Origin of the sequence: Streptomyces sp. 2-1, assembly GCF_048564895.1 — a bacterium.
Lineage (GTDB): Bacteria > Actinomycetota > Actinomycetes > Streptomycetales > Streptomycetaceae > Streptomyces > Streptomyces phaeochromogenes.
In genome coordinates this window covers 6,452,716-6,473,742 of record NZ_CP183383.1, presented here as the reverse complement: position 1 = coordinate 6,473,742, position 21,027 = coordinate 6,452,716, and the positions used below count along the sequence as shown (strand labels likewise).

Here is a 21,027-nt window from a genome sequence, read left to right as displayed (position 1 = left end):
CGCGGGGAACGGCGCGGTCTTTTGTCTTTTTTTGGGGCGCGGGGAACGGCGCAGGCTTTTCGCTTTTAGGGGCGCGGGGAACTGCGCAACCAGCACCCGACCGACCCGCACCCGACAACAAACCCCCGCGCAAGCATCACCCGGCCCCCCGCACAGCCTCCCGCATCTCCTCAGGACACCCCGTCCCCCGGGGCAACTGATAAGGCGCAGCCAACCGATACGTACCGGCCCGCGGAGCGAGAAGCTCAGTCCACTTGTCCCCGTTGACGTCCTCCTCCGTCTCCATCAGACACCCGTTGACGTTCTCGTACGTCTTCGGCACCTCGTCGTCATCCTCCCGCAGCCGCTTCGACTCCTCGGTCTCCCGAGGCGGCTTCACGCTCTTGCCCTCCGCATCGACGAGCCCGAGCCACGGCGAGTACGGGATCCGGATGAGCACCCGCCCCGCCCGCTTCACCTCGATCGTCAGCTCACCCTGCTCGGCCCGGTCGACGACGGCGGGCGGGTCGGCCATCGGGGTGGGGTCGGTGACCTGGAAGAGCTGCCAGTTGGCGTCGCCCCAGACCTGCTTCAGATACGGCATCCCGCGCTGCACGAGCTCCCGCTCCCGCTCACCGCCGTCACCGTCGGGCTCGCCCTTGGGGACGACGACGAAGTGGACGGCCCAGCGCCGCAGCCACTCGTGGTAGTTCGCGGAGTTGAGGGTGTCGTCGTAGAAGAGGGGATTGCGCTCCATGTCCGCCTGCCGATTCCAGCCGCGGGCGAGGTTGACGTACGGGGCGAGGGCGGACGCCTCCCGGTGGGAGCGGGCCGGTACGACCTCGACGCGGCCCTTCTCGGCACCGGCGACCTGGAGCTGGTTGACGAGCGGGGCCAGTTCGCGGGCCCAGGAGGCCGCGGGCGTCGTATGCACTATGTCGTCGACGGCCTTGAAGCCGATCCAGGCGTTCATGCCGACGAAGGTCACGACGATCGCGTACCACTTGCGTGAGCGCGGCACGGTGAAGGGCAGCGCGGCGATCAGCACGACGCCCGCCAGGAGCATGGGCAGGCGGCTGATGTTGGAGCCGATCTGCGAGCTGATCAGCCAGACGAGGAGGACGGAGAGGCCGTACACCGCCGCCGTGATCCGGACCGTCTTCCACTCCTTGGGGACGAGGAGGAAGACGAACACCGAGTACGAGAAGGGCAGCAGGACCGAGGCGAACAGCATCGGCTGCGTACCGGAGAAGGGGAACAGCCAGGCGGAGACGCCCACGACGGCGGCGGGCGCGAGGCCCAGCGCGTACGCGCCCGGGCGGCGCTTCTGCAGGAAGAGCGCCACCGCGACGAAGCCCACGAAGAGCCCGGCGACGGGTGACGCGGCGGTCGCGAGCGCGGCGAGGGGCGCGGCGCACAGTGCCTTGGCCCAGCGTTTGTAGCGCCAGCGGTACGGCCAGCAGAAGACGACGGCGGTCGCACCGAGCGCGAAGACCATGCCGAGGCCGAAGGTCACCCGTCCCGAGACCGCGTTGCACACCAGCGCGAACACTCCGGCGAGCGACGGCCACACCGGGTTCCGTACGGCCCTGGTGCGCATCAGGATCAGCGTGAGCAGCCCGGCGGAGATCGTCCCCGCGATCATCAGCGTCGTACGCACGCCGAGCACGGCCATCAGATACGGCGACACCACGCTGTACGAGACCGGGTGCATCCCGCCGTACCAGGCCAGGTTGTACGCCGACCCCGGGTTCCGCCCGACGAACTCGGCCCACGCGTCCTGCGCCGCGAGGTCGCCCCCACTGTTCGCGAACGTGAAGAACCAGATGACGTGCAGGATGCCGGCGAGGGCGGTGGCGAGGGTCGCGGGGTGCCGCAGGAAGCGGTGGAGGCGAGTGGTCTCGTGAACGCCGTCGGGGTCCGCGCGACGCCCACTGTCCTCGCCGTCCTCGCCGTCCCCGGAGTCGGAGGCGTCGGGGAGTTCGGCGGACCCGGGGGCCTCAGAGACGTCAGAGACGTCAGAGGCGTCTCGGGCTTCGTCCGGTTCGGGGCGTTCAACGTTCCGCGTACGCAGGCGTATTCGCTGGCCGGCTTCTTGGCCCGGCTCGGCGTCGTCGGCGTGCGTCGGCTCCGCTGTCGCCACGTGAAGGCACTCCCGTGTCCCGTTGTTTCACTGCTCGGCCGGGCCCCGCGGCGGGCGACCTTGCCCTTCTCGCGACGCTAGCACGCACCCCGGCCCGGAGCGCCGGGGCGGTACTCCGTCGGCGGGGTGCGGCCGTTTCGGCATGGCTTGGGAGCATTACGCCCCCAAGCCGCCGCGGTTGCGTACGTCCGTACGCCCCTACGCTCGTATGTCCGTCAGCTCACGCGGGTGAGCTTGGACCCGTAGCCCGGTTCGACGAGGTCCGACTTGAGCGCGACCGGCACCTCGACGGCGTTGCCGCTCGTGCCGTCACCGACGCTCAGGGAGCCGACCTTGGTTCCCGCCTTGGCCTCGTTCGGGATGGTCGTGCCGTCCTCGCCCAGCTTCAGCTTGACGGTCTGTCCGGCCCAGCCCACCGCGGAGACGTCCTTCGTGGCGACGACCGGCGTGTGACCGCCGAGCCCGTCGTCCACGTACCCCACGACGTCGCCCTTCTTCAGGATCTTCCGCGAGGTCAGCGCCTCCTGGGCGGCGATCATCGCCTCCTTGCTGACCGCGTTGACCGTGTCGATGATCGGCGGCTTGTGCTGGCCGAGGACCGCGCCGACGACGATGACGTTCTCGCCGCCGACCTCCTGGGTGGCGGCGAAGAGCAGGTTGCCGCCGGCCTTGGTGGTGGAGCCGGTCTTGATGCCGATGGCGTTGTTGTACGGCACGAGGCGGTTGTAGTTGTCCCACTTCTTGCCGGACGGGTCCACCCAGGTCGGCAGCTTGGTGATGTCCACCAGCGCCTGCATCCGCACCAGTTCGTTGCCGAGCTTCACCTGGTCCTCGGCGCTGGAGACGGTGGTCTCCTTGAGGCCCGAGGGGTCGGTGTACGTCGTGTTGGTCATCCCGAGGTCCTTGGCGGCGTCGTTCATCTTCTTGACGAACGCCTCCTCCGAACCGTTCGAGTCCCAACGGGCCAGCAGCCTCGCGATGTTGTTCGCGGAGGGGATCATGATGGCCGCGATGGCGTCCTTCTCGGTGAGGGTGTCGCCCTCCTTGACGGTGTTGAGCGTCGACTCGCCCTGCGCGTCGTAGCCGCCCTCCGTCTCCGCCTTCGCGTCGACGGGGATCTTCGCGCCGTCCTCGCCGGGCTTCAGCGGGTGCTCCTTGAGGATCACGTACGCCGTCATGGCCTTGGCGACCGAGCCGATGGCGACCGGCTTCTGCTCGCCGAACTTGTCGACCGTGCCGATGCCGTTCACGTCCATCCAGCCCTGGCCCTCGCCGGGCCACGGGAGGGAGACCTTGTTCCCCTCGAAGGCGTACGACTCGTCGGCCGTCAGCGCGAGCGTGGGGGTGGGCAGCGGGCGTACGGCCTGTACGACTGCAAACACCACGGCCAGCAGCAGCACCAGCGGCGTCCAGATCTTGACCCGCCGCACGATCGTCCGCACCGGGGTCTGCCGGGGCGCCGGCGTGTTCGTCAGCTCCGCCAGCAGGTCCAACGGGGGCTTCGGCGGCAGGGGTTGCTGGGTCGTCCGCTCGGGGCCGACCTGCGGGATGGCGGCCGTCTCGGCGGCGGGCGGAACCGCCGGCGGCGCGAGGGGCCGCGCCTTCGGCGGCGCGGGCTCGTCGAGCGGCTTGAGAGCTACGAATTTGCTGGTGCGCTCTGCCTCCGGCTCGGCGGAGGGCGACGCGGAAGGCGCGGAGGACTCGGAGGGCTTGGCGGCCCAGGCCGGAGCGGGCTTGCCTTCGGCGGCATGGTCGGCGCCCTTGTCCGGCTCGGCACCCTTGCCGGGGTCGGTCGCCGTGCCCTTGTCCGTCCCCGAATCGGCTTCGGAAGCGGCTTCGGTCCTGGGCTTCTCTTCGGCCTCGGCACCCGGCTTGGCGCCGCCCAGCTTGAGCATGGTGGTGGGCTGATCCACGGCACGCTTCGGCATCTTGAAGATGGCGGTGGGCTGGTCGACGGGGGGCTTGGGGTCGTCGTCGGAGCCGGAGCCGGAGTCCGCGTCGGGCTCGGCATCGGTCTTCACGTCAGCGTCGGCGTCGGCCTCGGCGGCGGGCACGGCGTCTGCCTTCGCAGCATCGGCCTTGGCCTCGGCGGGAGCTTCGTCAGCGGGTTCGTCCCCATCGGAAGCAGCGCCGGTCTCAGGCACGGCGTCGGTCTTCGCGGCGTCGGCCTTGGCCTCAGCGGGGACCTCGTCCGCGGGTTCGTCCGCACCGGAGGCAGCGTCGGCCTCGGACACGACGTCAGCCTTCGCGCCCGCGTCACCGTCGCGGGAACCGTCACCGTCGGACTCGTCGGACCCAACCGTCTCGGGCGCCGCGTCCGCCTTCGCGTCGGCGTCAGCCTTCGGCTCGTCCTCCGGCTGGTCCTTCGCCTCGTCGGTCGCCTCGCTCTGCGACTCGCTCTCGGCATCGGCGTCGGCGCCACCAACGGGCCCCGCGTCGTCACCGTCGGTCTCGCCGGAGGCGTCTTCCGCAGCCGGGGCCTCCGCAGCAGCGGCACCCTCCGACTCGGCGTCCTCGTCGGCCCCGGACTCGCCAGCGGCACCCTCGGCTCCGTCCGGAACCTCCGCGTCACCCCCGGCCGAACCGGCCGACCCGGCAGAACCGGCCGACCCGGCAGAACCGGCCGAACCCAACGTGTCCGATTCCGGACCGTCGGACCCCTCCGCGGCACCGGAACCTTCAGCGTCATCGGAGCCATCGATGTCATCGGCGTCAGAGGCGCCCTCAGGCGCCTCGTCGTCCGCGGTCGCGACCCACGCGGCCACCACGTCCCGCAGACGCGCGTCACCGCCCTCGGTGCCCTTGGCGGGGCCCTTCCCGGCGGACTCCCGGTCCGCAGAACCGTCACTCCCCTGGGAACTCCCGGCGGCGGACCCCTCCGAGCCGTCCGACCCCGCGGAACCCGCGGACCCCGAAGAACCCGCGGCGCGCTTCGTCGAGAACACCGCCGTGGCCGTGTCCACCCGGGCAGCCGCCGTCACGGCCTCCCTGGCGACGGCCAGCCGCGGATCCGGAACCGGAGCCTTGCTCCCCGACGTCGGTTCTGCCGACGACTCGTGCTGCTTCGACCTGTCGGGGGACTCGCCCGCCACCGGTGCCTCCTCCATGTGCCACAACTCCGTGCGGCCAACCGAACCATGAACCCGCCAAGCAGTGCACACACGCCCGGACATCCCGTGTCCGAACCATGTACCAGTGTCCTGTGTGCGGGCTTAACCCCCGTGGTAGACGAGAACGACATACCTATCGGTTCCACTACATTCCGGTCACGCACTCTCGACAGACCAATGTGAGAGGGGTCACCCTGTCATTCATCCACGCGGGGAGGCATGGATGGGCAGGAGCCGCAGAACACTTCCGGAGGAGCTTCTGCTGCTGGCGCTGGACCCGACCACGGGTACCACCGCACAGCCGCAGTCGCTCGACCTAGGTCTGGCCGGAGCGCAGCTAGTGGAGCTGGCGCTGGCCGGACGGATAGCCCCAGACGGGGATCGTATCGCCGTGGTGGCACCACGGCCGACCGGAGATCCGACCTTGGACTGTGCGCTGGAACTACTCCGCAGGCGGGGTGCTCCAGTACGCGCTGTGAACTGGATCGGCGGACCCCGACTGGGGCTGCGCCAGACCTATCTCTCGCATCTGGAGCGGTGCGGCATGGTGCATGCCGTGGCGGGACAGATGTGCGGGGTGCTTCCGACGACTCGCTATCAGGCGACGGACACGGAGATCAGCCGGGAGATCAGGGCCCGGCTGGACAGCGCGATCCGCACCGGCGTACCGCCGGACCCGCGGACCGCCGCGCTGGCCGCGCTGGCGCACGCCGTCGGCCTGGGCAAGCACCTCTACCCGGGGAACGAAGGGCGTTCGTCTCGCTCCCGCCTCCGGGACCTGATCAGGCACGACCCCATGGGCGGTCTCGTGGCGCACGCCGTGATGGACGTCCAGAACGGTGTGGCGGCACAGCCACGCCGCAGCCCGGCACCGGCCGGCCGTCAGGCCGCCCCCGGAGCCAGGCCCGCACCGGAGCCCGCCAGGGGCGTCCCGATGCAACCGCGCCGCGGTTCGATGGCGCGTGCCGTGGCTCACTGAGCCGCAGTCCCACGGCACCCGCCGGCACGACCGCAGCACAGCAGGACCAGTAGGACTCGCAGGACCAGCAGGACCAGCAGGATCCGACAACCGCAGCACCCACCGTGCAGCACGCGGCCCGTATCGCGCGTCACGCACGTCAGCGCCGCACCGACGTCCCCAAGACCCGGTCCGGGAGCCGCTGGGCCGCGCGGGGCGGTGGGCCGTACGTCCGGACGACGACACGGCCCGCCGCCCCGCGCGTCCGCATGTCGCGCCTGTGTCTCGTCCCTACGTCTTGTCCCTATGTCATCCCTTGTGCCACCAAGTCGCACGTATCGCAACGTCCCGTATCTCCACGTACAACCGCGCGTCTCATCACACTTCTCACCACTCTTCCACGCAAGGTGGCGTGAGGTGGCGACAAGTGGCGCGTACGCACGGCATATCCGCTGTTTCCCAGCGGTAGCAAGCACCTTGGTGGCAATCTGCTCAACAGCAGATACGCAAAGTACAGACAGTACGCAGCCGGAGGTGCACGTCCCGTGGCGTCCAATGTCAATCCCACCGTCAGGCGGCGCCGGTTGGGCCAGGAGCTGCGCCGGCTCCGCGAGCTCAAGGGCATGACGGCAGAAGAAGTGGCCGAGCGGCTGCTTGTCTCGCAGTCGAAGATCAGCCGCCTGGAGAACGGGCGGCGCAGCATCAGCCAGCGCGACGTCCGTGATCTGTGCGGGGTGTACGAGGTCGAGGACGTCCGGATCGTCGATTCGCTGATGCAGATGGCCAAGGACTCGCGCCAGCAGGGCTGGTGGCACTCCTTCGGCGACATCCCGTACAGCGTCTACATCGGTCTGGAGACGGACGCGGCGAGCCTGCGCGTGTACGACCCGCTGGTCGTCCCGGGCCTGCTGCAGACCCGTCCGTACGCGGAGTCCCTGATCCAGGGCGCGCTCCCGGAGGCGGCTCCCGGCGACATCGAGAAGCGCGTACAGGTACGGCTGCGACGACAGGAACGTATCTCCGACCTGGAGAACCCGCTGCGGCTGTGGGCCGTGCTCGACGAGGCCGCGCTGCGCCGGACCGTCGGCAACAAGCAGGTGATGATCGAGCAGTTGGAGCATCTCGTCGAGATGTCCCACGTGCCGCATGTGACGGTGCAGGTCATCCCGTTCACCATGGGCGCCCATCCCGGGGTCAGCGGGCAGTACGCGATCCTGGAGTTCCCGGACGCGGCCGACTCCAGCGTGGTCTACATCGAGGGCGTCACCAGCGACCTGTATCTGGAGAAGGCGAACGACGTCCAGAAGTACAGCGTCATGTACGAGCATCTGCGGGCGCAGGCCCTGAACGCGGACCAGTCCCGGGAGTTCATCGCGGACGTCGCCAAGGACTACGCCACCGAGGCGGTGTCCTGAGTCAGGGCCCGAGAGGCAGGGTGGCACCGGTGGGACAGGGTGTCACCGGGCGGCGCGCGAGGCGGTGTTGGGCCGAATTCCACCACCCCCGGCGAGAGGGCGCCGGAGAATACACCCTCGTGGTATCTCGACGGAAGACTCCGCTGGTATATGCCACCCAGACGGGTGAATAGTCGCTTCGTACGCCGATGTTGGCGAGTAGCGTCGATCACGCCAAGAAGCAACAACCTTGGCGCAATCCGAACCGTGGGTTCCGGAACGAACCCGCAGTGCGGTGACAGCAACTCAGCAACTGGCTACCGGAGCGAAAATGGCAATCAAGCAAGGCGCCACGGATACGTGGACGAAGTCCTCGTACTCCCAGGGCAACGGCGCGTGCGTCGAGGTCAAGTCCCCCGTCCTGACGGCGCTGGCCGTCCGCGACTCCAAGGTCCACGAGGGCCCGACGCTGGCCTTCGCGGCCGGCTCGTGGAACGCCTTCGTGGCAGAGGTGAGCCGGGGCACCGTCTGACCCCACCACCGGATGCCTCGCGCAGCACGAGCACCAACGCAGCAAGAGCACCGACAAGCAGTGGATCAACAACTGCTCCGCACAACCGCATCAACAACTGCACAAGCACCACGAAAGAGCCCTCTCGTCCGGCCCGCCGTCCTGGCCGAGGGGGCTCGGTCCTTTTCCGGACTTCCCGTCTTTCAAGACCTCCAAATGTGATCAGCTCTCACACTGTTCGCAAACCGCTCCGACCTTCAACCGACCGTTCCCGTTCGATTACAGTGCTGGACTGTCGGCCGTACCGACGGAATCGGCACGGGATCGGATCGGGATCTGTAGGAGGCCTCGGTGGGTGCGACAGCCGGTGCCGTCTGGGGCCGTACCGAACAGCAGGACTTCCGCAGCCGGGTGCGTGGCACGCTCCTCGGCGCGGCCGTCGGGGACGCGCTGGGCTCGCCCGTCGCGGATCGCTCGATGGAGGGGATCCGCGAGGCGCACGGGGCTCAGGGGCTCACCGATCTGGCCTTCGGCCACGGCAGACGCGGTGCCGTCTCCCATCTCACCCAGCTGACCCTGTTCTCCATGGACGGGTTGATACGGGCCCAGGTGCGCCGCGACACAGGAGCCTGGCATCCGCCGACGGACCTGCACCGGGCATATCTGCGGTGGGCCGCCACACAGCGCGACTGGGGGCCCGACGAGCGGCGCAAGGAGGACGGCTGGCTGGCCCGCGAGGAGTGGCTGTACGCCCGGCGTGAGCCCGCGCGCGCCTGTCTGGTGGGGCTCGGCGACGAGATGATGGGGACGCTGGACGCCCCCAAGAACCCCGACGAGCGGGGCCCCGAGGCAGCGGTCCGCTCCGCGCCCTTCGGGCTGCTCGTCGGGTGGGAGCCGCAGCTGGTGATGCAGCTCGCGGTGGAGTGCGCGGCACAGACCCACGGGCATCCGACGGCCTACCTGTCGGCGGGGGCGTACGCCGTCGTCGTGCACGGTCTCGCGCGCGGTGAGAGCCTCGACGCGGCCGTCCAGCGGGCCCTGCAGCTGCTGGCCGGGCGCCCGGGGCACCAGCCCGTCTCGGACGCGCTGCAGCAGGCGCTGGGGGCCGTACGGCAGGGCATGCCCACTCCGGCCAGGGTCGAGGACCTGGCCGGGGGCGGTACGGCGGAGGGGCTGCTCTCGGTCGCCGTCTACTGCGCCCTGGTCGGCGAGGACACCCGCCACGGTCTGTGCCTGTCGGTGAACCACGGCGGCGACTCGGCGGCCACCGGCGCGCTCACGGGCGCCCTGCTCGGCTCGCTCCACGGCGAGACGGCCCTGCCGCCGTCCTGGCTGGCCGAGCTGGAGGGCCGCCCCACCATGCTCGTCCTCGCCGACGACTTCGCGATGGAGATGACCCAGGGCCCGGCCCTGCACGGCCCGGCGGGCTCCTCCCCGGGCTGGCTGGCCCGCTACCCACGCGGCTACGCGGCCCTGGCGGGCGCCACACCGGTCCCGGCGGGCTGACCACGGGGCTCGGCGGACGCGAAGGGTGGCCGCTCGTCAGGAAGCGGCCACCCTCGCAGTCGTACGGGCGGACAGGGTCGTACGGGCGGGCGGTCAGTCCTTGACCGGTGCGCCCACCACTCCGTCCGCCGCCCCCGCGGGAGCCGGCACCGCAGCGGCGGCCGAGCCCCGGCCGTCGTCGTCGTTGTTGATCTTCGCGATGAGGGCGTCGCGTTCGGGGGTGTCCTCCGGCTTCACGTATCCGATGAGGATGTAGAGGACGAGCGAGACCGCGAGCGGGATGGACACCTGGTACTGCAGGGGTACGCCGCCGTCGACGTTCCAGCTGATCGGGTAGTTGACCAGCCAGAAGGTGAACAGGCCGAGCCCCCAGCTGATCAGCGCGGCCGTGGGACCGCTCTTGCGGAACCAGGGCAGCAGGCCCAGCATCAGCGGGATGGCGATCGGGCCCATGAGCCCCGCGACCCACTTGATGACGACGGTGATGATGTCGTCGAAGAAGCCGGAGTTGACCTGCGTCGCGATGGCCATCGAGAGGCCGAGGAAGAGCAGCGTGGACCAGCGCGCGGCCAGCAGCCCCATCCGGGTGTCCCACTCGCGCACCTTGCGCGAGACGGCGGGCATGATGTCGCGGGTCACGACGGCCGCGATCGCGTTGGCGTCGGACGAGCACATCGCCATCGTGTGGGAGAAGAACCCGACGATGACAAGACCCAACAGCCCGTGCGGCAGCAACTGTTCGGCCATCAGCGCGTACGAGTCGGCCGGCACGTCCGTCTTGATGATCAGCGGTGCGACCCACATGGGGAAGAACAGCACGAGCGGCCAGACCAGCCACAGCACGGCGGACAGGGTGGCCGACCGCGTGGCGGACTTCGCGGAGTCCGTGGCCATGTAGCGCTGGGCCTGGTTCCACATGCCGCCGTTGTACTCGAAGGTCTTGATGAAGAGATAGGCGATCAGGAAAACCATCATGTACGGGCCGGCCAGCGGCTTGGTGTGGCCGTCGAGCGCGGGCTCGTCCCAGACGCTCCACAGCGTGCTGAAGCCGTTGAGCTCGGCCATGACGGCAACGAGCATCGCGATACCGGCGATGAACTGGATGATGAACTGGCCCAGTTCGGTGAGCGCGTCGGCCCAGAGCCCGCCGACCGTGCAGTAGACGGCCGTCACGGCGCCGGTGATCAGGATGCCCATGTTGAGCGAGACACCGGTGAACACGGACAACAGGGTCGCGATGGCGGCCCACTTGGCGCCCACGTCCACGATCTTCAGCAGCACACCGGACCAGGCGAGCGCCTGCTGGGTGGGCAGGTTGTAGCGGTTCTTCAGGTACTCCAGCGGCGAGGCGACGTGCAGCCGTGAGCGCACCCGGTTGAGCCGGGGCGCGAACAGCTTCGCGCCGATCGCGATGCCGATGGCGATGGGGAAGGACCAGGTGACATAGGACGTGACGCCGTACGTGTAGGCGATGGCGGCGTAGCCGGTGAACATCACCGCGCTGTAGCCGGACATGTGATGGGAGATGCCCGACAGCCACCACGGCATCTTGCCGCCGGCCGTGAAGAAGTCGCTGACGTTGTCGACCCGTTTGTGGGACCAGACACCGATCGCGACCATCACACCGAAGTAGCCGATGAGCACGGCCCAGTCGAGACCGTTCATATGTCCCCTCCCAGGGTCGTGTGACGCCCGCTCATCGTGGGTTCGATGGCATGACTGCGACAACAGCCCGTACTATCAAGAGGAGGTAAAATAGTTCTGCTCACTGACCTCGGTTCATGTCCATGAACGAGGCCGGATGGGGCTACCGCATCAGCTCCCCCGCGTTGACCAGCAAGGACTGCCCGGTGATTGCGCGCGCCCGGTCCGACGCCAGGAACGCCGCCGCGTCCGCCACGTCCGAGTCCGTGGCCAGCTCCGGCAGCGCCATCCGCGAGGTGAGCCGCTCCAGCACCTCGGCCTCCGGCACGTCCTCGGTGTGCGCGGTGAACCGTACGTACGCCTCCACGGGCGGCCCCCACATCCAGCCTGGCAGCACGGTGTTCACCCGGATCCGGTGCGGGCCCAGCTCCCGGGCCATGGAGTACATCGCGCTGGTCAGCGCGCCCTTCGAGGCCGCGTACGCAGCCTGCCGCACCTGGGACGGGGCGGCGACGGACGACTGCGTGCCGATGACGACGACGGATCCGCCGCGCTCCTTCAGGGCGGGCAGGCAGGCGCGGGTCATGCGCAGGGTGCCGAGCAGGTTCACGTCGAGGACGGACTGCCAGGTGGCGAAGTCGGCGTCCTCCAGACCGCCGAAGTAGCTGTCCCAGGCGGCCACATGGACGACGGCGTCGACCCGCCCGAACCGCTCCTTCGCGAGCGCGGCGAGCGCCTCGCACTGGCGCTCGTCGGTGATGTCGGTGGCCCGGTACGCCGTGTGCGCGCCGTCCGGGTCGAGTTCGGCGGCCGACTTGGCGAGGTTGGCCTCGGTGCGGGCGCCGAGCACGGCGTTCCCGCCGTCCCGCACGACGGCCGCCGCGACCTGGTGACCGAGCCCGGCCCCGACCCCCGAGACGACGACGGTCTTGCCCTGGAGCAGTGACATTGCAGGCCTCCCGGCTCTGGCGGTTGATCTGACGGTCCGTCAGAGTAGGGGCGCTCGGAGGAGGACGGAAGGGAAGGGAAGGGAACCGGAGAGAAGGGGGCGCCGCGCTTTCACCGGAGTTCGTTCACGTAGCGGTCCGTCCCGGGCACCGTGGGTATGAACGGTGCGACGAACTGGACGTCGCCCAGCCCGGAAGCGGCCACGGCCGTCTCCAGGTCCGCGAAGTGGTCGAGCCACTTGTCGCGGGGATCGCCTTCGAGGAACCACAGCAGTGTCAGCCGGGTCCCGACCCCCTCGACCTGTTTGACGTAGGCCATCCGGTCCAGGGGCAGCGGCGTGGGCGTGAAGACGGCGACCATCGCCGCGGGCGAGTCGGCGAGCCGTTTCGGGAGGTGGTCTTCGCACAGCCACGCGAGCAGACTCTCCCTCTCGGCCGGGGAGTGGGCCTCGACGACCTGGACGACGAGCCCGGCGTAGGGGTGATCGAGGGCGTGGATGTCACGCGGACCCTGGCCGCCGTCGCGGTACACGGTCGCCGAGTGGTTCTGGAAGGCCGTGAAGACGTGAGTGCGGTCCTGGAAGACGCGGTGGTCGCGGTTGAGGCGCTTGTTGATACCGACGGTCCACCGCATGTGGTCGGCGTAGCGGCCCGCGGTGATCCAGTAGACGGATATGTAGCACCCTGCCGTCACCGGCTGCGCGACGGCGGAGGCCTGGGGATAGCGCAGGCGCTGCAGGTCCCGGGTGGCGACCCAGCGGCGGCCCGCGTACATCCACGGCATGGCCATCGCGCCGGCGATGAAGTGGTCGTCCTCGTACCAGCGGTTGTACTGGCGTTCGTGGCCGGGGTGCGGCTCGACCATGGTGATCAGGGCGTGTCCGAGGTCGGCTCCGTAGGGGCCGACGGCGGCCAGTTCCGCGTATGTGCGGCTGCGGGTTTCGTCTTCGTGCGTCGCGTCCTCTGTCATGGGTCCGGTTTACCTGATGGAGCGTCAGGTGTGGAGAGGAATGCCTCTCGACTCCGCGACCGCACTACAGACTGGCGGTCTCTTGCGAACGGGCGACCGAGCCGCTACGGTTAAGGAACCGCCGGTCTTCTACCGTGCGGCGCAGCGGAACCAGCTGTCACAGGACCGAACCGAAGGACACACCGGTGAATCACAGCCCGGTCATCGAATTCTCGCTGTCGGCAGGATTCAGACGCGATGACCTCCGTCGTGCCGAGATCAAGTTCACGGAGTGGCGAGACGGCCCTCTCGCCCACCTCAGGCAGATTCGCATCCCGTACTCCTCGAATCCGAACGGGTTCAGATACTCGATGAAGGGCCTCAATTACAGCAGCCTGATGGCGATGGACATCTACTCCGACTCAGTGTCCGGCATATCCGGGTGCGACGACGACACGGATCCGATCGCGGCCCACCTGGTGGAGTCCGGAGAGATGTCATGGTCCGGCCGCGAAGGCGATTTCTCGGTGAAGCCGGGTCAGATCTGCATGCGCGACACCAGAGCTCCGCTGCTGTTCTCCAGCGCTCCGGGAACCCGGGCCCGGGTCATCAAGGTTCCGCGAGACTTCGTCCTACCGCAGCTCGCGCGAGCGAAGCTGATGAACGAGCCGTTGATAGAGGATTGCAACCTGCCTCAGGTGCAATTCCTTCTCCACTATATGGAGGCTGTCGAGAGGTCTCGTGATCACCTCAGCGGATCGCTCGACACACAGAATCTCGCCCTGGAATCGTGCGGCGCGATATTCGCCGGCATCCTGTCTCGGCGATCCGATACGACAGCACACGACACGGGGACGTTACGGGTCGCGGCGGTCAAGATCGCCATAGAGAAGAGCCTCGCTCAACATGACCTCTCCCCCAGAATGATTGCGAAATCCCTCGGCATTTCCTTACGAACGCTCCATCGATTATTTGCGGAGTCCGGTGATTCACCGATGGCCTTTGCGCGACGGCGCCGACTCCAGAAAGCCCATGACGACCTCGTACGATCCGGGAACACTGACCGTATAACCGATATCGCGGCACGCTGGAATTTCTCCGATGCAAGCCATTTCATCAGGAACTTCAAAGCACACTACGGCGTGACTCCCGCGGTCTATCTGAAGAACAGGCCTTCACGTCACTGACCTCGTCGGCCTCGCTGTTGCGTCATCGCGCTGCTCCACCATCGCGCGGGTGCGCTCATCCCTGGCGCAGGCTGCCATGGCCCAGCCCGCTCCCGCCACGGACAGTGCCGCCAACAGAATGGCCGGCCGGAGACCGGTCAGAGAGACCAGCAGGCCGCCGAGTCCGTAGCCGACCGGCAGGGCCACCAGTCGGGCCGACGAGTTCAGGGCAAGCACGCCGACCAGGGTCGAAGGTTCCACGGTGCGCTGGAGCAAGGTGATCGAAACCGTGGAGTACATCGACCACAGAAGGCCCGACACCGCGAACGAAACCACCGTCAGTACCTCCGGGACGGGCAGCCCCAGCACAGCGAGCGACAGCGCGAACGCCCCGGTCAGAACGGCGATGAGCAGCCGCGGCGGGAGGCCGTCCAGGAAGCCGCTGAGCCCGGAGCCGACGAGAGCCCCCACGGTGAACGCCGTATACAGCACAGCCAGGAAGGTGGACCCACCGCCAGGATGCTGCCGTGCCAGGAGCGGCAGCATCACATACACCGCGCCGAAGAACAGCAGCACCACGGCGCCGAGGACGATCAGGGACAGGGCCGCGGCCGGATGCCCCGGTGACCGGGGACGTTCGGCGACAACCGATCGCGACGGACCCCGCCTGCGCCCGGCCAGCAGCGCGACCGCCAGTACCGCGAACGTGCCGCCGTCCAGGGCCAGCACCAGAGCCGCATCGGTCCGTGCCAGCAGCGCGGCGGCGAGCAACGGCCCGCCCAGCGCCGCCGCGGTGGCAACGCCCGACAGCGTCGCATTGCCCGCCAGCCGGTCTTCCTCCGCGAGTTCTCCGGCCAGCCAGCCGTACAGGCCGGCCTGCCCCCAGGCGTGCAGCACCGAGGAAAGCCCCAGCCCGAGTACGTAGAGGGCCGGAGTGAGCGCGCCCAGCAGATAGGTCCCGGCGACGGCGGTGAGCGCGACGGCACGCAGAGCGGCATCACCCGCAGCCAGCAGGACCGGATCCCGGCGCCGCACGAACCGGCCGAGCACCAGGGTTCCGACGGCGCCGGGCAGCGTATAGGCGCCGGCCGCCGCGGCTACCCACCAGCCCTCCCCACCGGGCGGAGCGAGTCGCAGGGCGAGCCAGATGACGGCGACCTCCGCCATGCCGTCGCCCAGTGACGACACGGCGACCGCGGGGAGAATCCAGCGCACGCGCGGATGGGCGGCCACCGACCGGTAGGGGTTCCGGGCGCGTCCGGTCACCGTGTTCGTGAGAGCGCCGCGAGTCCCCGCCGGCCAGGGACCACCAGGTGCGCCTCGGAGACCAGGAAGAACCGTTCCAGCCCGGGAACGACCATGCTGACAACCGCGAGCCCGCCGTTGTCCACCACGGTTCTGCGCAGGACCGGGTACCCCCGTTCCGCCAGCAGCCGCAGGAGGCGCGCGAGATGGCCTGCCGGGTTCTCGGGCGCCGTCGTCTCGCTGTAGGGCACCACGTCGGCCTGCCGCAATGCCCCGGTGAAGTCGCCGGTGAAGGCGGCGTGCAGCCGCGGGTACGGCCGCAACGCGTCGGGATCGTGGTTCAGCCGCAGATCGACGGGCGGAGCGATGTTTGCCGCGAGCCTGGTCTGCACGACCTCCAACAGCGCCCTGGTGATCGCGTACTCGCGCGAGAGCGAGGTGCCCATGCCGCGGACCCTGGACGACATGGGGGTCTGCGGTTCGCGGTAGGCGAAGTACGAGGGGATCCCGAGGTCCGTCGTCATGTCGAGGACATGAACCCGGCCGCCGGTCTGGCGCTCGGCCTGCTCCAGCAGCAGCGCGGTGTCGTCGGGCAGGGTGTCCGGGTCGACGACGGTGAGCGGGCCCGGGCGCGGGGCGAGGAACTGGCGGGCGAGCAGCAGGGACAGGGCGTCACGTTCGACGAGTTCGTTGATGCCGTGCACGGTGGCTTCGGTAAGGTCACCGCCCGCACCCCAGCCGTTGTTCACCGAGTAGTTGGCCAACGGGGTGCCCGGGTAGTCCCACGAGTCGCCGATGCGTGCGCGCAGCGGCTCGCTGCGCAGCTCCGGGTAGGCGGGTAATGAAAGGTACGCGGGGACATCGGCCGTCCCGCCGCCGTCCAGCATCGCGTAGCGCACGCAGCCGATCGGAGCGTCGGGAAACTGGTCCAGCAGACTGACGGACCACTCGGCTGTCAGTGCGCCGGTCAGCAGCCCGTGCGAGCGGACAGCGAAGAACTCCCCGGGGTTCTGGACGGACGGCAGGGCGTAATAGTGTTCCAGCGCTTCGTAGAGGCTGCCCACCTTCGCGGTCCGGCTGCGGCCCTTGCCCATGCCTGCGGCGAGCCTGCGGCCGTCACGTCGCAGGACACAGCGCCAGGCGGTGAACTCGGTTTCGGCCGCCGGCTGGAGGTCCACATCCAGCCCCGCCGCGTCGGCCGCGGACAGGGCTCGGGGCAGAGCGTCGGAAAGCGACGTGGAGCGCTCTCCGAACTGAAACAGGGGAAGCCGGGCTGCGGTGGTCACGAGCGTGTCCTTTCTTGTCGTGCGGAGCTGGTCGTGCGGAGATGCCGGCCGATGCGCGGGCAACCGTGGGACAGCCGTGGGGGGCTTTCCGGGGTCGGCCCCCGAAAGCCCCCCACGACCGCTTTCACGCGAAGGTCACTTCGCTTCCTCGGTGTCCGTCTGCGGCTCAGCGAAGTCACTGTCGATCAGCTGCAGCTCGCGCTGCGACAGCTCACCCGGGACATTCGGGTCGGTAAGAAGACGGGCAGCACCCATGAGGGCCTCCTAGGGATCGGTCGTACCGATTTCTCGGTTCCCGCGACCGGTCGGCGCGGTTGATTCGACTTTATGATCCGCAGCCGCCCGCCCATAGGACAGAAGTGCCAACTTTATTGGCGCGGAACGCCGCAGCGGCAGAAGTCGGGGCATGGCAAGGGGGCATGGCAAGGGCCATGCGTTGCATACGTTATGTACGGCACGAAAAAGCCTGATGACTCCGAGTGCGCGGGGCACTCGGAGCCATCAGGCGTATGTATTGCGTTGCGTTGTTACGGAAGCGCGGGGCTTCCGCAGCTGGGCCGGACAGGCTTGCATTCGGCGGCGTTGACATCGTGCGCGGGCGTCGGGCCGGTGATTACCGCGAGGGTGGCGACCAACGTGGCGGCAATTCCAAGAAATATCTTCATGTGCGGCACCCTAGGCGGCCGATAATTGCGTCTCATAGATTCTCAGTGCCGCAAAATGGAATCAGGGCGCCCTGAAGAGACAATGGTGGCCAGATGTTCGGTCTGGGCGTCGACGGACTGGGGCCCGTTGCCGGTCAGCAGAGCGTGCTCCTCGTCCCAGACCACTTTGACCGCGGAGGGGTTCAGGGTGAGGCTGACGTCGTAACCGTCCGCGTCCAGTGCGACATCGACGTAGTAGGGCAGGCGGGTGGCTTCGCCGGGCACCTTGGGGTACTGCAGTTCCAGCATCATTCGCTCGCCGTAGCGGGCAACCGTGGTGATGCGTGCGCCATTGAACCGGTGCCGTTCATCGGTCGTGACGGTGCCTTCGTCATCGACGCGGTGGCGGGCGGAGGTCAGCGCGACGGGCGCGTGGCAGATGAGGGAGATCGGTACGGCACTCTCGCGGAGGGTGTGCAGCAGCTCCCCCATCCATGGGTTGTCGTGGAAGTCGACCATGGGTGCGTGTCCGCCGGGCATGTGGACGAACGCGAGGCCGTCGAGGGAGAAGTCGTCGCCCGGGTCGCGGTGCCGCCGTATCAGTTCCGGGATCGAGCGGTAGTGGTGCTGCGGCAGGGCGTCGAAGCCTGCGACGACGTCGTCCCTGATGGAGGCGGCCTCGCTGTCGGTTCTGGGCAGGGCCTGGGAGACCGGGATGCGTCCGAGGTGCCGCCGGGCAAGTGCCAGTTCCGCGGTGCGACGTTCCAGCAGGCCGGGGTTCTTGGCGCGTAGCGCCTCGGGGGTGGAGTGCTTCGCGGCCCGTTGGATGGTGGTGCGTGCGGTGGCGCTGCCCAGCCGGCCGGCGGCGTGGAAGTTGAGGGCAAGGCCGTTGATGTCGAGCTGGGGCGGGTTGCCGTCGGGAGTGGCGAAGATGAAGTCGTGGTCGTCCTCGAACGCGGCCAGGACCGCGGCGAGTTCGACGAGGAAGAAGCCGGTGGGGATTCCTGGGTGGTCGGCGGGTTTGCTCAGGGGCAGAGTCCGGGCGGAGGAGAGGACGATGAGCGCTCGCGGCCGGGCCTCGGGGAGGTTGGGCATCAGTGGACCTCCTGTGGGGGGTGAGGGGTCAGGCCGGTACGCCGGAGGCCCGCTTGATGAAGGCGTCGAAGGCTCGGTCGGGCAGGAGCCGGCTGAGGAGGATGAGGGGGCGGGCGCCGAAGCCGACGGTGTAGCGGGTGCGGGGGCGGCGAGCGGTGACGGCCTTGGTGACCACGTTCGCGATCACGGAAGGGGATGAGGTCATCCGGGCCCCTTCCTGCGAACTGCTCCCCAGGCTTTTCGCCACGGCGTTGGCCTGTTCCGCGTAGGGGCCGTGCCCGGAGGTGGCGCGGACCTTGTCGGCCGCGATCGCGCCCCATTCCGTGCGGATGGAGCCCGGTTCGACGAGGACGACGTCGATGCCGAACCGCTTCAGTTCGAGGCGGAGCGCGTCGCTGAGGCCTTCGACGGCGAACTTGCTGGCGTGGTACCAGGACCCCAGCGGGGTGGCGAAACGGCCTCCCATGGAGCTGATGTTGACGATGGTGCCGCTGCGCTGGGTGCGCATGAGCGGCAGCACGAGCTGGGTGAGGCGGGCCAGGCCGAAGACGTTGACCTCGATCTGGGCGCGGGCCTCGTCCAGGGGCACGTCCTCCAAGGCCCCGTAGGAGCCGTACCCGGCGTTGTTGACCAGGACATCGATACGGCCCTGCTCTGCCGCGATCCTGCTGACGGCGTGCTTCACCGAGGTGTCGTCGGTGACGTCCAGGGCCAGCGTGTGTACGCCCGCGGCGGCGAGGGCGTCCATGCGGTCCACGCGCCGCGCGGCGCCGTAGACGGTGAAGCCGGCCTTCCGCAGCTGGAGCGCGGTGGACTCGCCGATACCGGACGAGGCGCCGGTGACCAGTGCGACCTTGTTCGACATGACGTTCGACATGACCTTTTCCTCTGTTCGTGTCGGGCCCGGGACCGGTGGACAGCCCGGTGGTCGGGCCGCCGGCCGGAGGGCTTTGCGGTGCCACAAACATAAGAGACTGTCGGTCTATACGCAAGAGGAAGGCGGTCTGTAATCAAAAGACCGCGAGTCTGTAGACTCTGCACATGACGACCTTCCAGCGGGCGAGGAGCGAGGAACAGCGCTCGGTGCGCAGGCAGAGCATCCTGCAGACCGCCGCGGCGATGCTCGCCGAGATGCCCGTCTCCGCGATGAGCCTCAACGAACTGAGCCGCCGCGTCGGGCTCGCCAAGTCCAACGTGCTGCGCTACTTCGAGACGCGTGAGGCCGTGCTGCTCGACCTGCTCGACCAGAGCGCCCGTGACTTCCTGGCGGAAGCGGGCGAACCGCTGCGCTCGCTGGTCGACCCGAGCGAACCCCTGGACGCCAGGATCGAAGCCGTGGCGTCCGGGCTGGCCGCGTCCTTCGCCGCCCGGCCCATGCTGTGCGAACTGCTCAGCGCCCAGGCCGGCGTGCTGGAGCACAACATCTCCGTCGAGGTCGCGACCCGGTACAAGGAGGGTGCCCGCGACAGTCTGCTCGGACTGGCCGAGTTCCTACGGCACGTCCTTCCCGAACTCGATCAACCACGCTCCGAACAGGGCGCCAACCTGGTCATTCTCCTGACCAGCGGTCTGTGGACCCACACGCACCCCGCGCCGGCGGTACGCGCCGTCTATGACGCCGACCCGAGCTTCGCGTTCATGGACTCGAACTTCGAGGACGCCCTTCACCAGACGCTGTGCGTGCTGCTCGCGGGGTTGCTCGCCCGCAGTTGACGCTCCGTCATGCGTATGGCTGTGACTATTCGACGGTCGTACTCGGCATACGCGTCGATCTCCCGTCGTTGAGCAACAGACCAGTCAACGGGAGGACTTGAGAATGGCCGCAGCACGCGCGCTTCCGCTCACCGCGACCCTGCTCACCGGCACGGTCGCGCTCTACATCACGCTCGTGGCGTTCGGGAACATCACCGACTTCGGCACCAACCAGCAGTTCGTCCAGCACGTCCTGGCCATGGACACCACGTTCAAGGACGACGACCTGATGTGGCGGGCCGTCGAGTCCAAGGGGCTCCAGGACGCCGCGTACATAGCGATCATCGTGTGGGAGACGGTCGCCGCGCTCGTCCTGATCCTGGGCACGGTCCAGTGGCTTCGCCGCGATCATGTCCGGGCTCGGCGGACCTCCACGCTCGGGCTGTTGATGCTGATGCTGCTCTTCGGGGCGGGGTTCATCGCCATCGGTGGCGAGTGGTTCTCCATGTGGCAGTCGGAGGACTGGAACGGGCTCGATGCGGCTATGCGGGTCTTCTTGTTGAGCGGGGTTGTGCTGGTGGTGATTCATCTGCCGGTGGATCGGGCCGGGGGGTCGTCCGGCTCGGGGGGCGAGGGCTAGTTCCGGTCCTCGGAGGGGGCGGGGGTGGGGGTTGGTTTGTGGGTGCGGGTCGGCTGTGGCTGGGCGCGCAGTTCCCCGCGCCCCTGGAAAAGTGGGGCCGCGCCCCAAAGGCGGGGCG

16 protein-coding genes are annotated in these 21,027 nt (G+C 68.8%); 7 read left to right on the top strand and 9 right to left on the bottom strand.

Features of this window, described 5'->3' with window-relative positions:
* Positions 1–136: 136 nt before the first annotated feature.
* Together ACN20J_RS28715 and ACN20J_RS28710 are read right to left on the bottom strand one after the other, a co-directional pair.
* Entirely contained in the window at positions 137–2,122 is a 1,986-nt protein-coding gene (locus ACN20J_RS28715) for an MFS transporter (RefSeq protein ID WP_419667125.1), read from the bottom strand.
* Positions 2,123–2,337: 215 nt separating this feature from the next.
* A complete protein-coding gene (locus tag ACN20J_RS28710; protein ID WP_419667124.1) occupies positions 2,338–5,229 on the bottom strand; it encodes a D-alanyl-D-alanine carboxypeptidase in 2,892 nt (963 codons plus the stop codon).
* Between the two features lie 226 nt (positions 5,230–5,455).
* On the opposite strand from ACN20J_RS28710, the gene ACN20J_RS28705 reads away from it, so the two are divergent.
* From ACN20J_RS28705 to ACN20J_RS28690, 4 genes are all read left to right on the top strand, one after another.
* Positions 5,456–6,211, top strand: a complete 756-nt coding sequence (locus ACN20J_RS28705; RefSeq protein ID WP_055615874.1) for a GOLPH3/VPS74 family protein — start codon at positions 5,456–5,458, stop codon at positions 6,209–6,211.
* 524 nt (positions 6,212–6,735) lie between these two features.
* Positions 6,736–7,605, top strand: a complete 870-nt coding sequence (locus ACN20J_RS28700; RefSeq protein ID WP_055615875.1) for a helix-turn-helix domain-containing protein — start codon at positions 6,736–6,738, stop codon at positions 7,603–7,605.
* A gap of 310 nt (positions 7,606–7,915) precedes the next feature.
* A complete protein-coding gene (locus ACN20J_RS28695) occupies positions 7,916–8,116 on the top strand; it encodes a DUF397 domain-containing protein (protein WP_055615876.1) in 201 nt (66 codons plus the stop codon).
* A gap of 330 nt (positions 8,117–8,446) precedes the next feature.
* Positions 8,447–9,601, top strand: coding sequence for an ADP-ribosylglycohydrolase family protein (locus ACN20J_RS28690; protein WP_189836998.1), 1,155 nt, complete (start codon positions 8,447–8,449; stop codon positions 9,599–9,601).
* Positions 9,602–9,694: 93 nt separating this feature from the next.
* On the opposite strand, the gene ACN20J_RS28685 is transcribed toward ACN20J_RS28690, so the two are convergent.
* From ACN20J_RS28685 to ACN20J_RS28675, 3 genes are all read right to left on the bottom strand, one after another.
* Complete coding sequence (locus ACN20J_RS28685) at positions 9,695–11,266, bottom strand: sodium:solute symporter family protein (RefSeq protein WP_190229062.1); 1,572 nt, start codon at positions 11,264–11,266, stop codon at positions 9,695–9,697.
* Positions 11,267–11,408: 142 nt separating this feature from the next.
* Positions 11,409–12,194, bottom strand: a complete 786-nt coding sequence (locus tag ACN20J_RS28680; protein WP_189836996.1) for an SDR family oxidoreductase — start codon at positions 12,192–12,194, stop codon at positions 11,409–11,411.
* A 110-nt stretch (positions 12,195–12,304) separates the two neighbouring features.
* Complete coding sequence (locus ACN20J_RS28675) at positions 12,305–13,162, bottom strand: hypothetical protein (RefSeq protein ID WP_419667123.1); 858 nt, start codon at positions 13,160–13,162, stop codon at positions 12,305–12,307.
* Between the two features lie 185 nt (positions 13,163–13,347).
* Between ACN20J_RS28675 and ACN20J_RS28670 the strand changes: the two genes are divergently transcribed.
* Complete coding sequence (locus ACN20J_RS28670; RefSeq protein WP_419667122.1) at positions 13,348–14,328, top strand: helix-turn-helix domain-containing protein; 981 nt, start codon at positions 13,348–13,350, stop codon at positions 14,326–14,328.
* Here ACN20J_RS28670 and ACN20J_RS28665 read toward each other — a convergent pair.
* From ACN20J_RS28665 to ACN20J_RS28650, 4 genes are all read right to left on the bottom strand, one after another.
* Positions 14,317–15,573, bottom strand: a complete 1,257-nt coding sequence (locus ACN20J_RS28665) for an MFS transporter (protein WP_419667121.1) — start codon at positions 15,571–15,573, stop codon at positions 14,317–14,319. The two genes, ACN20J_RS28670 and ACN20J_RS28665, sit on opposite strands and share 12 nt — an antisense overlap.
* Positions 15,570–16,838, bottom strand: coding sequence for a YcaO-like family protein (locus ACN20J_RS28660; RefSeq protein WP_419667120.1), 1,269 nt, complete (start codon positions 16,836–16,838; stop codon positions 15,570–15,572). The genes ACN20J_RS28665 and ACN20J_RS28660 overlap by 4 nt, the downstream gene beginning before the upstream one ends.
* Before the next feature lie 707 nt (positions 16,839–17,545).
* Positions 17,546–18,577, bottom strand: a complete 1,032-nt coding sequence (locus ACN20J_RS28655; RefSeq protein ID WP_419667119.1) for a hypothetical protein — start codon at positions 18,575–18,577, stop codon at positions 17,546–17,548.
* 28 nt (positions 18,578–18,605) lie between these two features.
* Entirely contained in the window at positions 18,606–19,442 is an 837-nt protein-coding gene (locus ACN20J_RS28650; RefSeq protein ID WP_327398528.1) for an oxidoreductase, read from the bottom strand.
* A gap of 176 nt (positions 19,443–19,618) precedes the next feature.
* On the opposite strand from ACN20J_RS28650, the gene ACN20J_RS28645 reads away from it, so the two are divergent.
* Both ACN20J_RS28645 and ACN20J_RS28640 read left to right on the top strand, forming a co-directional pair.
* Positions 19,619–20,290 carry a TetR family transcriptional regulator gene (locus tag ACN20J_RS28645; protein ID WP_419667118.1) on the top strand — a complete coding sequence of 224 codons (672 nt, stop codon included), beginning with the start codon at positions 19,619–19,621 and terminating at the stop codon, positions 20,288–20,290.
* A gap of 103 nt (positions 20,291–20,393) precedes the next feature.
* On the top strand, positions 20,394–20,909 hold the full coding sequence (locus ACN20J_RS28640) for a DUF2165 domain-containing protein (protein ID WP_419667117.1): 516 nt from the start codon (positions 20,394–20,396) through the stop codon (positions 20,907–20,909).
* Positions 20,910–21,027: the final 118 nt, after the last annotated feature.

Excerpts from the sequence above, each read along its gene's own strand:
- ACN20J_RS28645 (WP_419667118.1), top strand. The coding sequence starts at position 19,619 with ATGACGACCTTCCAGCGGGCGAGGAGCGAGGAACAGCGCTCGGTGCGC.
- ACN20J_RS28680 (WP_189836996.1), bottom strand. The coding sequence starts at position 12,194 with ATGTCACTGCTCCAGGGCAAGACCGTCGTCGTCTCGGGGGTCGGGGCC.
- ACN20J_RS28655 (WP_419667119.1), bottom strand. The coding sequence starts at position 18,577 with ATGCCCAACCTCCCCGAGGCCCGGCCGCGAGCGCTCATCGTCCTCTCC.
- ACN20J_RS28705 (WP_055615874.1), top strand. The coding sequence starts at position 5,456 with ATGGGCAGGAGCCGCAGAACACTTCCGGAGGAGCTTCTGCTGCTGGCG.
- ACN20J_RS28710 (WP_419667124.1), bottom strand. The coding sequence starts at position 5,229 with ATGGAGGAGGCACCGGTGGCGGGCGAGTCCCCCGACAGGTCGAAGCAG.
- ACN20J_RS28695 (WP_055615876.1), top strand. The coding sequence starts at position 7,916 with ATGGCAATCAAGCAAGGCGCCACGGATACGTGGACGAAGTCCTCGTAC.
- ACN20J_RS28640 (WP_419667117.1), top strand. The coding sequence starts at position 20,394 with ATGGCCGCAGCACGCGCGCTTCCGCTCACCGCGACCCTGCTCACCGGC.
- ACN20J_RS28675 (WP_419667123.1), bottom strand. The coding sequence starts at position 13,162 with ATGACAGAGGACGCGACGCACGAAGACGAAACCCGCAGCCGCACATAC.
- ACN20J_RS28685 (WP_190229062.1), bottom strand. The coding sequence starts at position 11,266 with ATGAACGGTCTCGACTGGGCCGTGCTCATCGGCTACTTCGGTGTGATG.
- ACN20J_RS28650 (WP_327398528.1), bottom strand. The coding sequence starts at position 19,442 with ATGTCGAACAAGGTCGCACTGGTCACCGGCGCCTCGTCCGGTATCGGC.